The 13,755-nt window shown below is 54.8% G+C and carries 11 protein-coding genes; 8 read left to right on the top strand and 3 right to left on the bottom strand.

All coding sequences use genetic code 11. The features are described from left to right. From PHE17_RS14900 to PHE17_RS14880, 5 genes are all read left to right on the top strand, one after another. Positions 1-2,821, top strand: a 2,821-nt coding sequence (locus PHE17_RS14900; protein ID WP_301016688.1) for an AAA family ATPase, incomplete at its 5' end; no start/stop codon positions are given. Between the two features lie 129 nt (positions 2,822-2,950). Continuing rightward, the gene (gene pta, locus PHE17_RS14895; RefSeq protein WP_301016687.1) at positions 2,951-5,041 is read left to right on the top strand and encodes a phosphate acetyltransferase; all 2,091 of its coding nucleotides are present in this window, start codon (positions 2,951-2,953) and stop codon (positions 5,039-5,041) included. Continuing rightward, complete coding sequence (locus PHE17_RS14890; protein WP_301016686.1) at positions 5,038-6,162, top strand: acetate kinase; 1,125 nt, start codon at positions 5,038-5,040, stop codon at positions 6,160-6,162. The genes pta and PHE17_RS14890 overlap by 4 nt, the downstream gene beginning before the upstream one ends. A 57-nt stretch (positions 6,163-6,219) precedes the next feature. Then, complete coding sequence (locus tag PHE17_RS14885; protein ID WP_301016685.1) at positions 6,220-7,452, top strand: tetratricopeptide repeat protein; 1,233 nt, start codon at positions 6,220-6,222, stop codon at positions 7,450-7,452. Further along, positions 7,439-8,293: a methyltransferase domain-containing protein gene (locus PHE17_RS14880; RefSeq protein WP_301016684.1), complete on the top strand. Its 855-nt coding sequence runs from the start codon at positions 7,439-7,441 to the stop codon at positions 8,291-8,293. Before PHE17_RS14885 ends, PHE17_RS14880 begins: the two co-directional genes overlap by 14 nt. On the opposite strand, the gene PHE17_RS14875 is transcribed toward PHE17_RS14880, so the two are convergent. After that, the gene (locus tag PHE17_RS14875) at positions 8,274-8,510 is read right to left on the bottom strand and encodes a hypothetical protein (protein WP_301016683.1); all 237 of its coding nucleotides are present in this window, start codon (positions 8,508-8,510) and stop codon (positions 8,274-8,276) included. The genes PHE17_RS14880 and PHE17_RS14875 overlap by 20 nt on opposite strands. A gap of 8 nt (positions 8,511-8,518) precedes the next feature. Then, positions 8,519-9,010: a hypothetical protein gene (locus PHE17_RS14870; RefSeq protein WP_301016682.1), complete on the bottom strand. Its 492-nt coding sequence runs from the start codon at positions 9,008-9,010 to the stop codon at positions 8,519-8,521. Between the two features lie 239 nt (positions 9,011-9,249). Here PHE17_RS14870 and PHE17_RS14865 point away from each other — a divergent pair, with 239 nt between their 5' ends. The 3 genes from PHE17_RS14865 (at position 9,250) to PHE17_RS14855 (ending at position 11,100) form a co-directional block, all read left to right on the top strand. Next, positions 9,250-9,834 (top strand): DUF4360 domain-containing protein, encoded by a 585-nt coding sequence (locus PHE17_RS14865; protein ID WP_301016681.1) that lies wholly within the window; start codon positions 9,250-9,252, stop codon positions 9,832-9,834. 63 nt (positions 9,835-9,897) lie between these two features. After that, on the top strand, positions 9,898-10,470 hold the full coding sequence (locus tag PHE17_RS14860) for a DUF4360 domain-containing protein (protein WP_301016680.1): 573 nt from the start codon (positions 9,898-9,900) through the stop codon (positions 10,468-10,470). 45 nt (positions 10,471-10,515) lie between these two features. Continuing rightward, positions 10,516-11,100: a DUF4360 domain-containing protein gene (locus PHE17_RS14855; RefSeq protein WP_301016679.1), complete on the top strand. Its 585-nt coding sequence runs from the start codon at positions 10,516-10,518 to the stop codon at positions 11,098-11,100. On the opposite strand, the gene PHE17_RS14850 is transcribed toward PHE17_RS14855, so the two are convergent. Next, positions 11,078-13,738, bottom strand: a complete 2,661-nt coding sequence (locus tag PHE17_RS14850) for a hypothetical protein (protein ID WP_301016678.1) — start codon at positions 13,736-13,738, stop codon at positions 11,078-11,080. The genes PHE17_RS14855 and PHE17_RS14850 overlap by 23 nt on opposite strands. Positions 13,739-13,755: the final 17 nt, after the last annotated feature.

Raw genomic sequence — 13,755 nt, 5'->3', positions numbered from 1 at the left:
TGACGGGGGGGGGCAACTGGCCTCCGGCTCGGATGACGGCACGGTCAAGCTGTGGGATGTGAAAAGCGGCGAACTCAAACAGACCCTGCAAGCGCAAAGTGGCGTGAATTCAGTGGCGTTTGACGGGGGGGGGCAACTGGCCTCCGGCTCGGATGACGGCACGGTCAAGCTGTGGGATGTGAACACAGGTGGGCTTGCCAAGGTGATGCTTGCTAGTGTGCGGGGGGTATGGGCAAGCCTATGGTCTGACGGCAAGGTGTTACGTGCTGACAATGGTAGCTTGTTGCGCACGGGGAGATTGCTTGCCGAAGGCAAATACCCGATTAAAGAACAAGAAACAGGCAAGGATTACAAATCCACAGGAAAAGTGCTGGACAAGGAAGGTGACTACAGCAGCCATCAATGGCAATACCTGCCTGCGCCCAGCAGTAGTGCTGCATCGTTAACCTTAGGTTTGGAGCAACAAGCCGTGGCTTTTGCGTCCGGGAGCAGCGGAATCTTTACCCTCAAACTGACCAACACCAGCGATCAGCCCATTCACCGCCCACGCATTGTCGAAACCAGCAGCGAAGATGGCAGCATCAAAGTGATTCCCGCTGAATACCTGCCAACTTACCCACAAACTGAAGCCATTTACTCCAGTACTTCGCTGATTCCGCCGGGAGCAACCATCCAACTCGCAGCGCGTCTGCTTGCCACCACCCCGCAGCCCGTTAAATCCGGTGAATACCAAGTCCCCATCACCGTTGAAGTCTCTGGCGGCGAAACCAAAACCGTGATACTCACCGCCAACCTGCAAACCTCCGACGTGCAAGTGACCAGTAGCGACTTCAGCAGCGAAAACAACACTCTGAACATCAGTCTGGAAAACCAAGGTACTGCCGCCTTGCCCAAAACCGATTTTTACCTGACCGACCCGGCAGGCAAACTCGATTTACCGCGCCAGTCATTGGATTCCATTGCCCCCCAAGCCGCTGCCTCGATTGCCTTCACGCTCCCTAAAGGTTTCGACCTAGCGCAAAAACTGCAACTGGAAATCCGCCCGATGCAGCCACCGCTCTATACCCAATGGCGGATGCCGCTAGAAATCAACGCCATGTCCCCGGTGCTGCAAGCGGTTTTGACTGCAACTGCATTGATGCTGCTCGGCTTCACCGCTTTCTACTTCCGCCGCTACCGCCACCCGCTAGTGCTGGAACTCGGTGAAACCCCGCAAGCCCTGCTGCGCCTGCCACCCGAACAACTGCCCGAAGCCCGCACCCGCCTGACCCAAACCCGCCGTCTGGACAAAGTGCTATCCGACGCCGCAGTCAGCCAGCAAACCCTGCAAACCGCCATTGGCTTCCACCAACTCGCCCCAGCCGAAAAAGCGACTGTGTTAGCACAACGCTTGGGCGCAACTCTTCTCCCCTCTACCTCCGGGAGAGGGGCTGGGGGTGAGGGTCTTCCTACTGGGGAGATTTTCTCCTTGGTCTTACCCCCCACCTTCCCCCTAAACGTAGACCGCTTCTTCCTGTTCTTCCCCGACACCATCGCCGCCGAAGATGCCTTCACGCACCTGAAAAACCTGCCACAAACCGAAGGCCGCATCACCCTGCTGATCGGCAACAGCAGCGAATATCAGCGCAAGCTCTACACCACCACCGCTGACCGTTCCAACAAATGGGTAGCCCCACAAGGTGCAGAACTCACCCGCCTGTTGCTCGACCCCCAGCCCGAACAGGCGCTGGCAACCCTACTTGCCGGACAGTTAGCCTTGCAGCAAATTTCTCCCTACCAAATCGGCGGTGGTGTGAACAAGGAAAGCGTGTTCTTCGGGCGGCGCGAACTGATCGCGCAAATCATCAACCGCGACCCGGCGAATTACCTGCTGGTCGGTGGGCGGCAAATGGGTAAATCCACCCTGCTCAAAGCCCTGCAACGCCGCTACGCCGACAACCCGCACGTCGCTTGCCACTACCTGTCGCTTTCCAACGAAATCCTCATCCCGCGTATCGCCGCTGCGTTGGAATTACCCACTACTAAAGACCCCGAAACCTTGGCAGCAGGTCTGGAAACCCTGCAACGCCAGCGTGGACAACGTTTCGTGTTCCTGATCGACGAAGCCGACGACTTCATCCAGCACGAACGCGCCAGCAATTACCCGATCCTGCGCGTGTTCCGTCGCCTCAGCGAACAGGGCGGTTGCACCTTCATTCTCGCCGGATTCTGGCAGTTGTACCAACACGCGGTACTCGACTACCAATCGCCCATCCGCAATTTCGGCGAAGTGCTGGAAGTCGGCGCACTCGAACCCGAAGCCTGCCGCCAGTTGGCGACCGTGCCAATGGCGACCATGAATATCCACTACGCCAACACCGCGATTGTGGAAACCCTGCTGGCAGATTGCGGGCAACGCGCCAACCTGATTGCCATTGCTTGCCAATATCTGGTGCAAAACCTGCCGCTGCAAAGCCGCGTGATCGAAGCCGGGGACGTACACAGTGCTTTGCACAGCCGCGAAATGGAAGGGCGCTTCTCCGGCTGGGTGATCGGCAACACCGAACGCGAACAGCAATATGACCGCTTGGTGGTTTACGCCACCATCGGGCAAGACAGTTTCAGCACGGGTGAATTGATTCAACGGGCGCAGGAATTAGGGCTGCAAGTCGACACGGGCGAACTCGACCGCACCTTGGCGCGGCTGGAGCTGGCCTTCATCATCGGGCGCAAAGAAGGTCGCTGGTTCTACCGTGTACCGTTGTTCGTGAAAACTATCCGTACCGACGCGCCAGAGCTTAAACTTGCCGCAGAACTGCACCGCTTAACAACTCCTTCATAAAACCCCATTGGCAGATACCCGCAGATTGATTATGATGGATGCTGCGATGCACAAAACGCTGGGTGGATTTTCAATAAAATAGAGATAACAACAACAGTGCATCCCACTATTTGCACAAGGGTATATTGCGTGTTTCACAGTATCTACATCGCCGGGGCAGAACCCCGCAGCGGTAAGTCATTGATCGTGTTGGGCATGATGGAAATGCTGCGGGCAATGACGCCGAAAGTTGGGTTTTTCCGTCCGGTCATTCTCGAAAACAACGGGCGTGACCCGCTTATCCATTTGATTTCAAAACGTTACGATCTGGGCGCGACAGGCAGCGAGTTGTACGGCTGCACGCAAGAAACCGCCCGCAAGATGGTAGCGGAGGGCAAACACGAAGACTTGCTCAAGCTGATACTGTCCAAGTTCAAAGCCTTGCAGGAGCGCATGGACATCGTGGTCTGTGCCGGAACCGACTTCACCGGGGCAAGTTCAGCGCTGGAACTGGATTTCAACGCTTCCCTCGCCAACCACTTCGGCTGCCTGTTCATGCCAGTGGTCAAAGGTCACGGGCGCACTGCCGGTGAAATTGCCGACGCCATGCGGATGCTGGAAGACCATCTGGCAGCCGGGCAGCACTGCGAATTGCTGGCAGCTTTCGCCAACCGCGTGCCGCAGGAAGAGGTCGAAAAGCTGGGTGAATTGCTGCAAGGTTCGCGCTTCCCGTTTTATATCCTGCCGGAAAAACATTCGCTGGAACGCCCGACCGTGGGTGAAATTGCCCGCGAACTGCATTTTGAATGCCTGCACGGAACCCGCCAGTCGATGAGCCACGAAGTTTCCCGCTATAAAGTGGCGGCGATGCAAGTACAAGATTTCCTTGGCTATTTGGAAAGTTGCAGTCTGGTCATTACTCCCGGCGACCGTTCCGACATCATTTTGGGCTGTTTGGCTGCGGATGCTTCCGGCAATTACCCGATGATTGCGGGCATCGTCCTCACGGGCGGGCAACACCCCGCGCCGGAAGTCAGCAAACTGCTGGCGGGGATGAAGTCCCAACGTTTGCCGATCCTGTCGTCGCCGTGGGACACCTTCACCACCGCGCTGAAAGTGAATGAGGTGGAAAGCAGCATCCTGCCTTCTGACGAGCGCAAGATTGCCGTGGCTTTGGGGCTGATGGAATCCTGCGTGGATATGCACCAGTTACGCCAGTTGATCATCCAGAACATCGGGCAGCGCATGACTCCGCTGATGTTTGAATACGAATTGATCCAGCGTGCCAAAGCCCAGCGCAAACACATTGTGTTGCCGGAAAGCAATGACGAGCGCGTGTTACGGGCAGCGGAAATCCTTGCCTTGCGTGGCGTGGTGAAAATCAGCCTGCTGGGTGTTGAGGACGAAGTGCGTGCCAGAGCCGCGCATTTGGGGCTGAAATTGCGCAATGTGGACATCATTGAACCGCGCAAATCCCCGTGGCGGCAGGAATTCGCCGAAATCTACTACGAATTGCGCAAGCATAAGAATGTGACGTTGGCTTCCGCGTGCGACACGATGGTGGATGTCAGTTATTTCGGCACAATGATGGTGCAGATGGGTTACGCGGACGGCATGGTTTCCGGCGCGATCCATACTACCCAGCACACCATCCGCCCTGCGTTTGAAATCATCAAGACCAAACCGGGCTGTTGCTTGGTTTCCAGCGTGTTCTTCATGTGCCTCGAAGACCGCGTGCTGGTGTACGGCGATTGCGCGGTTAATCCCAATCCGACGGCGGAACAATTGGCGGATATTGCCGTGACTTCTTCCGACACTGCACGGATGTTTGGGATTGAGCCGCGCACTGCGCTGCTGTCCTATTCCTCCGGCGAATCCGGTAAGGGCGATGATGTGGAAAAAGTGCGTACTGCGGTGCAGCTTGCCCACGCCCGCCGTCCTGACCTGAAACTGGATGGCCCGATCCAATATGACGCGGCAGTGGATGCGGAAGTTGCCCATTCCAAAATGCCCGACAGTGAAGTGGCGGGTAAAGCGACGGTGTTTATTTTCCCTGACCTCAATACCGGCAATAACACTTACAAGGCGGTGCAACGCTCTGCCAATGCGGTGGCGATTGGCCCGGTATTGCAGGGTTTGAACAAGCCTGTGAATGACTTGAGCCGGGGTTGTACAGTGACGGACATCGTGAATACCGTGGTGATTACCGCCATCCAAGCGCAGCAGGAGGCTGGGGCATGAAAATACTGGTGCTGAACGCAGGCAGTTCGTCGATCAAATACCAAGTGTTCGGCATGGAAAACCAGCAGGTGCTGGTGGGCGGGCTGGTTGACCGCATTGGTGAGGTGGGCAGTGACATGGCCTCCCATCACGATGCGCTGGAACAGATTATCCGGCATTTGCAGGCGGCGGGCATTACCGGCATTGATGCGATTGGGCATCGGGTGGTGCATGGCGGTGAGCACTTCAAAGAACCAGTGCTGATTGATACGGATGTGGTTGCCGCGATCCGTGACATGATTTCCTTAGCGCCGCTGCACAATCCGGCGAATCTGGAAGGCATTGAAGTGGCGCAAAGCCTGTTCCCCGGCATCCCGCAAGTGGCGGTGTTCGATACTGCGTTCCACCAGACCATGCCGCCAGTGGCGTTCCGTTATGCGCTGCCAACGGCGCTGTACCACGACTATCGGGTGCGGCGTTACGGCTTTCATGGCACGTCGCACCAGTATGTGGCTCGCCAAGCTGCCGATTATTTGCAACGCGAGTTGTCCTGCCTCAACCTGATTACCCTGCATTTGGGGAATGGTTGCAGTGCTACCGCGATTGCCGGGGGCAAAAGTGTGGATACTTCAATGGGCATGACCCCGCTGGAAGGCTTGGTGATGGGGACACGCTGCGGTGACATTGATCCGGCGCTGCACTTCTACCTGCAACGTTCGATGGGAATGTCGCCGGAAGACCTCGAACGCTTGCTCAATAAGCAAAGCGGCCTTAAAGGGCTGTGCGGGGCGGGGGACATGCGCGAAGTGCAAAATCGTGCCGATGCGGGTGATACCGAGGCGCAATTGGCGGAAGCGTTGTTTGCTTACCGGGTGAAAAAGTATCTCGGCGCGTATTTCGCGGTGCTGGGGCAGGTTGATGCCATTGTGTTTACTGGCGGGATTGGCGAACATTCGGCACGTATCCGCGAACTGGTGTGTGCAAACCTGCAAGGCTTGGGTATCCAGTTCGATGCTAGCCGCAATAACAGCCCGCGCAATGGCATTTTAGCCTTCCAACAGGAAAGCTCGCCAGTGAAATTGCTGGTGATCCCAACCAACGAAGAACTGGCAATTGCCCGCAGTACGTCGGCATTCGTGTGAATTTATGCTGGCCTTCGCCTACACTACGTGGTTTCAGGTGGTCTGTAGAGGTCGGGTATGAGCCAAAATGAAGTTACCGCACGCATTAAAAAGTTGGAAGAGGAACTTTTCACCCTCAAGGGGGAGGTTGCGCCAACAACGCTAAAGCCTGCTGAAAAGGTTAAACACGCTGCCAAGTTTACCCTCTCTTACTGGCCTTTGCTTTCCTTATTGGGTGCGGTGTTGTTGGCAGTTTATGTGAAATTCGCCTTCAATATTGATTACTTTGCCGACTACCGCAGCATTTCCGACACCAATAACTTGTCCGAGTTTCACCGTGAAATGGGCGATGAAATGATAGGTAAACAGGAATGGCAAGCGGCGGAAGAAGAATACCAGAGTGCGCTGGAGATTGATAAAAACAATATGGCAGCCGCTTACGGTATTGCCAAGGCGCAGGTGTTCCAACCCACCAAAGACGAAAAGTATTATGTGCCGGAAGTGGTTAATGCCAAGCTCAATTACATGCTGAAGAATTTCCCGGATGATTACTTGCTGTCCCATTTGCGGGCTAATTTCTATGTCGACCGGCGTGACCTTGTTGAAGCGAAAAAATGGTTTGAAAAATCCATGCAGCAAAACCCTAATTATTCATGGAATTATGTGGCAATGGGGTACTTAGTCCAGCAGGAAGGGGATTTTCAAGCAGCGATTGGGCATTTCAAAAAGGCATTGGCGATTGACCCGGATAATGAGTTGGCAAGCAGTAATTTGGGTTATGCTTATTTGGGGGGCGGCGAATTTGATAATGCTAAGAAGCAATTCGATAATGCCATCAAAATTTCACCTAAATTTTTCACTGTATATGGCTTGGCTGATGCTTCTTGGTATCTCGGGGATGCGCAAACCGCATTGTTTTACCGCAAACAGTTGCTCGAACAATTGGAGAGCAAGGAGCCGGGGCTTGAAAGGTTCCTCACCTCCAACAGTTTGTGGATGTACAACTACATGCCCATTGCCAAGGGCGACAAAGAAACGATTAAGAAATTTATTCAGGAATCCGGTGCAGACAAGCAGCGTACTTTGATTTATCACGCGCTCAGCATTGATTACGCCATGAACAAGGATTTTACGCAGGCGGATGCCATGTTCCAAAAAGCACGCGAGTCGGATAAAGACAATGGTTTTGGTGAATTTTTTGCCAACCGTATACAATCCGTGCGGGCATTCGTGACGTTGGATGATGATGTGAACCAATGGCTGGATACGAAAAAGGCAGAATTGTCTGGGAGCCAAAGTGCAGGTGGGTAATGGTGCGTCCCCGCCGCCTGCTACACTGCCTTTAGTTGACTGCCGCGAGTTTGGCGCATTCTGCCAAGGGCATATTAAGGGTGCGTGTTCCATCCCCGCTGCTGAATTGGCGCAACGTATGAACGAATTGCCAAAAAACAGTGAGCCGCTGGCGGTGTGCGGTGATGCGGACAGTTTGCCGCAAGCCTACGATTTTCTGGCAAGTAAAGGCTATCAGGTGGCGCAGCAAATCCACTGGACATCAGAATTGAGTACTTGTTTGCAAGCGGCTGATTTACTGGAAACCGGCGCACACTCGCAACGCTTGTGGCAACCCGCGCCCTTGATTGCCCGCTTCGTGGCGGAATTCATGCCCACTTACGGCATTGTTCCCGGTACGGGGTTGGACATCGGCTGTGGGGCAGGGCGCGACATGGTGTACCTTGCGCTACATCGCTGGCAAATGACTGGCATGGATTATATCCCCGGCGCATTGCAACGGGCGCAACAACTGGCGGCTAGCCAACAAGTCAACATCGTTACCCTGCAACGCGATCTGGAAACGGGGCAAGACCCGTTTGCTGAGTTTGCTGTGGGGCAATTCGACCTCATTTGCGTGGCACGTTACCTGCACCGTCCTCTATTTCCGTGGATAAAGCGTATCCTCAAACCGGGCGGCATCCTCATTTACCAGACCTTCATGCAAGGTGCGGAACAGTTTGGTAGCCCGCGTAACCCCAATTTCTTACTGAAACCGGGGGAACTGGCGGGGGTATTCGCTGGGGCAGAAATCCTGTTGGATGCCGTGGAATACCTCGCTGACGGACGCCCCGTTTCCGCCTTTATTTGCCGCCACCGCTAGGCGGCGGGCGCGGATTGCCTGCCGTTGTTGACGGACGTGGCGCTGCCGATTGCGTCGTGCTATTGGTTTTCTTGGGTTTGGGTCTGGTCAGTGCGTCCCCCAGTGCTTGGGAGTCGACGGCGTAGCTTGTTTGACTGCCCAGCCATGCGAGCAACAAGCCAGTGAAAAGGACGGTTTTACTCGGTTTCATCGGTATACCCACAGGTTTGGTTTTCATCAACAGACTCAAGCGTAGAGCTTTTCGCTAAAAAAGCCTAACAGCAGCCCACTGGCGCGGATCGAATATTCGCCCGTGCCCGGTTTATCCGCACTTTCCCATTCCACCAGCATCAGGCCGAAATAATCTGCCATCAGCGGGCGTATGTTATTGCGTATCTGGTTTGCCCAGTATTGGTTCAGGCGCAAAATTTCTTGTTGCTCTACCCGCGAAATGCCTTCACGGTGCGGGTTGCCTCCCAGTAGGCGGGTAAATTCGCCTTGCGACATCGCCGCTTTTCCTGCCAATTCGCGGAATACCAAAATTTGCGCAATTGTCAGGCGTTCGGTGTTCAGTAGCCAGCGCTTGTTTTTGGCGTAAGTGGCAGGGGATTTTTGCCGTTTCGCCAACAAGCCATCAGCGTGTTGTTCGAGGTAGGGGATGATACCTGCCCAATGCGCTTGTCGCTGGAGGTCGGCAATTACGCGGCGTAACAGTTCGCCGTTGCAATCCACTTGCATAACGCTTCCTCACTCATTGCTCCCACAAGTGACTAACGCGGTGCGCGGCAAAACGATGACCGGCAGGTGGGATGTGTATCCGGTGAAATTTTAAGGGGGCAGAACGTCACGGGGAAAAGGTGAATAGATCACGGAATGGGGGGCGGCAGAGGCTTACACTGGTTCACATAGAAAGTTAGCGAGAGGCTGGTTTTCTAGGGAGTAAGACCTCAGTTAATGATCGTAAAGGAGTAGACGTTATGAAAACTTTCAAAATTGCACTGACCAGTGCGTTGCTTGTGTTGGCGGTATCCCAGAGTGCCCAAGCGGCTGATCCAGTGTTCTTCAAATCCCCTATCAATTTTAATGGTACGGGCTGCGATCCGGGTTCAATCATGGTGTCAGGGCAGAATACGTCATCCATGTCCATTTTGTTTGGACGTTATGATGCAGGTAAAAATGCAGTCAGTGGTTTAATCCGTTCCGCCTGTAACTTTGCCGTGCCAGTGCATGTGCCGCAAGGTTGGCAGTTGTCCGTGATGACCGCCGATTGGCAGGGTTTCGCACAGGGGCAGGGGAGATTCACCCGTTCTTACGGCACATCACAAAACCCCAACGCTATTCCTGCTAAAATTAAGCCATTGAACGCTCCCGGCGGTGCTAACTGGCAAGCGCAAGACGGTTTGATGCATTCAACAGCCGTTTCTGGTTGCGGTGGTGGTGATTTCAACCTCCGTATTAACTCCAGCGTCCAAGCCATTGGTTCAAACAGCTATGTTGCGGTGGATACGGTCGATATGAATAACCGCGTGGTCTTCCACCTGAGCTGGGCTCCTTGCCACTAATCATTTTGCCAATCCCCTCTGCCTGAACTGGGCGGAGGGGATTTTGTCAGGGAGGATGGTGTTATGGATACCGCAGTAAGTAATCGCCTATCGCGTGTGGGAGTGGGGATGTTATTTGGCATTCCTATCGTACTGGCTTTGGCGTTTTCACAAAATGCACACGCAGCACCGAGCGTTTCCATTGGCGAGGTAAGTTACATGGGGACGGGCTGTGGCATGGGAGATTCCATCAGTGGCTCAGGTTCTATCAAGACGCTGAATCTTAGGCGTTTCAATGCAGGTGCAGGATATGCACTACGGCGCTCAGCCTGCAATGTGGCAATTCCCGTTACTGTGCCAAGAGGCTATCAGGTGTCGTTGTCGGCAAATTTCAAAGGTTCAGTCAAAGGCAGTGGTAAGCTTATCAGGAGCTACGGCACGTCAATGAACCCCGTTGGTGCGTCGTTAAGCAGCAATCTTACTTCTGTACGCGGCAAGCGTTTTTCCCAGAATGATGCCGGTAATGGTGCATGGTCAGCTTGCGGCGTGGGTTCTGTAAACGTAAGGCTCAATAGTAGCGTCATGGCGGCAAGCAGTGCCAGCAAAATTAGCGTCGATAAAATGACGCTGCGTATTGCGGTGCGTCCTTGCCGCTAAGCTGCTAGGGTAAGGGCTTGTGTTGATGAATTGGGAAGGGTGCTTATGAAAAGCCGTATTGCTACCGTGTTATCAGTGAGTCTGGTGATTTTACTGGCTACCCAAACGGCAGAAGCGAACCGTCGGGCGATGTTCAAGCGCATCGGTGCATTTTCCGGTGCGGGTTGTGAGCAAGGCTCAGTCGTGGTTGCTGGGGAAAATACCGAAACCATCAGTGTGTTGTTTGGTAAGTACGATGCGGGGCGTAACTCGCGTAGCGGTGCATTGCATACCCAGTGCGAATTTTCCTTGCCTATTTCCGTGCCTCCCGGTCAGCGTTTGTCAGGATTGACCGCAGAATGGCAGGGGTATGTGAAAGGGCGTGGCGGTTTAAGCCGCCTTTATTCTGCGGTTGGCCCCCGTCAGCGGCCTTGGCGGGTAAGCCGCTACAATTCAGCCGGAGGCACAAACTACTTGGAGCGGGACGATATGTACCCGCGCGAGATTAACCGGGATTGTAGCGGCGGCGAACTCAATGTCCGTATCAGAAGCGACATTATTGCCAATGGGCCAGACAGTTATATCGCTGTTGATACGTTAGATTTGCAGAACCAAGTGGTATTCCGGCTTAATTGGGTTCCTTGTCAGTAGGTAACTTCTCTTTTTTCGGGGGCGGCTCTGCCCCTAAATCCAGTGGCAATTCCGTGATACCAGATACATCGGGTGTGAAGCTATTGCCTGTCGCCGGTGCGGTTGGCATGGTGAATTCAGTCTCCGGTGTAACCGCAGGTGGTGGAGTCGGCGCGGTAACGTCAACCTCTGGCACTGGCACATTCGCAGCCTCCGGCGGAGGGGGAACAGGTGTCGTGTCAAGCTGCACAGGCGGCATTTCGGTTGTGCCCGTTGAGCCAGTCGCAGGTGGGGTTTCCGTAACCGGGACATCCGGGGGAACGGGGACTTCTTGCACAGGCGGTGGTTCTGACGGCGTGAGCGCGGTCTTTTCTGGCGGCGCTGTTTCCGTTGGCGGTGTAGCAGGTTTGTCTGCGGGGATGGTTTCCGTTGGTGGCTCGGCAGGTTTGTCTGCGGGCGTTGTTTCCGGCGGTGGTTCGGCAGGTTTATCTGCGGGGATGGTTTCCGTTGGTGGAGTGGCAGGTTTGTCTGTCGGCACTGTTTCCGGCGCTGGAGTCGTTTTGTTGTCTGCTGGCGCGGGTGTTTCTACCGCAGGAGCCGGGGTTTCTGGCTTACTGGCAGTAATGGTCGGCGGGGTGCGGGCAGGTCTGTCTTGCGCGGTTGGTTTGTTCCGGTCTTGCCGTGATCCCTGCTGCATTGCGTCCATGTTGCGCCGTGGTTCCGTAGGAAGGTCAGTTCCGGCGGGCGCAATGCCCATCAGCCCCACATCACGGTAGCGCCTTTCAAGGTCGAGTTGTTCCTCAACCAAATTATCCAAGGTGTATTGCCCAATTAACTTCTGGCTGTCGTTGAGCTGTTGGCGGGCATTGTCCGTATTTCCTTTACGCAGAGCACTGGATGCCCGCTCGTGCTGGGTGCGGACAACTTTTTCCAGCAGTTTAGTGCCTTCTGGGTTATCCGGGAAAGCGTCAAACAGGGCGCTGATGTAACCCACCGCGCTGCCGCTGTGGTCATCGCCTTGCATTAAGTTGCCGTATTCAATGGCATGGTTGGCGCGTTCAATGTATTGGCTGGCCTTGCCGTGTTCTTGGTTAGGCCGTTCGGCTTGGGTTTCCAGTTGTACTTGACGCTGCAAGCTGCCCGTGAGGGTGAAATCCGTAATGAGTTTATCAGAGGCGGCTAGCACGGTGGCGGCTTCATCATTACGCCCGTTTTCCAATAAGCTGGCGGCTTCGGTGTGTTGGTCATTGACCATTTGGATCAGCATTTTTTTTGCTGCCACATTTTCTGGGTCGATTGCCAGCACTTTGCGGAGGTGGTCGGCAGCAGCCGGTCGGTTGTTGTTGCTGCTGAGTAAATTGCCTTGGCGCATGGCGCTTTCGGCACGTTTCAGCAAGTCGCTAATGGTTTGTTGTTGTGCCTCGGTTTTGGCGATGTCGGCGGCTGCCAGTTCCGCATTGGCTTGCGCTTCAGCCTCGCGTTTGAGGGATTCAATGCGGGCGGTTTCTTCGGCTTGGGCAGCATTTTCGGCTGCACGTCTGGCGCTGGCAGCTTGCACACTTTCTTGGTCTAGTGCCGCAGGTGCGCTGGTTTCTCCGACTAATGAAGGGTTGCTCATGCCTGTGGGAGTTTCGAGGGCAGGCGTTTGTGCGGGGTTAACGAGTTGGACATCCTGCGGGGAAACTGGCGGGGTGTCGGAACTGGAAAACAGGTAGTAACTGGCGTAAGCCACTACGCTGGCAAGGCTCAATGCCGCAATAGGCAACAACATCCGGGGGCGCTGGCTTGTTTGTAAGCCAGTCAGCAAGGCGGGAGGAGCGGCTTGGCGTTGCTCACGTTTTAGGCTTAGACCTTGTTGCAGGGCTGCCCAAGTATCCGGTTTCAATTTGCTGATGCTGGGTGGAGCGAAATTGCGTACTGCGGCTTCCAACGTGGTTTGTTGACCGAAAGGCGGATGGCCTTGCAGCAGGTTATAAGCAATACAAGCCAGCGAGAACGTGTCATCTCTGGACACGGGTTGGTCGCCCAGTGCCACTTCCGGGCTGATGAAACTGGAATGGAAGGTCTGGCGGTTGTCAGGTGTGGCAATGATGCCAGTGCTGGCAAGGCGTAAGGCTGTTGCTATGGGTGCGCCCAACAGGCAGTAACCGTGGTGTTCGTCGGCAAGTACTGCGCCCGGTTCGAGGAAGCCAAACACCCCTTGCGGACGGTGGTCGCCAACTGCTTGTGATAATCCGTGGAGGATTTCCAGCGCTTGGTCTTGCGGCATTCCCCGGTCATCTAATTCTTGCAGACGTTCTGCCAGCAACATCCCCCGGATATTTTTCAGCACCATCCAGCGGGTTCCATCGGCTTCCTTACCGTTATCAATAACGTGCGGTTGGGAAGGGATGTCTTGCTGGTAGGCGGGTAATACTTGCCGCAGTGCCTGTTCAAAAACACTGTTTTGGGCAAGGGCGGGCAGGACGGTGAAAACCAGTACGTTGTTACAGTCTTCGGCATTGGCTTGCGGCTGTTGTTGGTCACAAGCCCAATAAATTTTGCCCAAAGCCGTTTCAGCCATGCAGCGCACTAAAGCGTAACGCGCGGCAAGCACGGTGGTGGATGGGGTGGTCTGGTTATCCGCAGTTTCCGTTAGCGGACGGTTTGAGAATGGCATTGTGCAAAAACTCCTGC

Source organism: Thiothrix sp. (genome assembly GCF_028714775.1).
Classification (GTDB): Bacteria; Pseudomonadota; Gammaproteobacteria; order Thiotrichales; family Thiotrichaceae; genus Thiothrix.
Note: the sequence above shows the minus strand (reverse complement) of the source record. Positions and strands in the feature narration are given on the sequence as shown.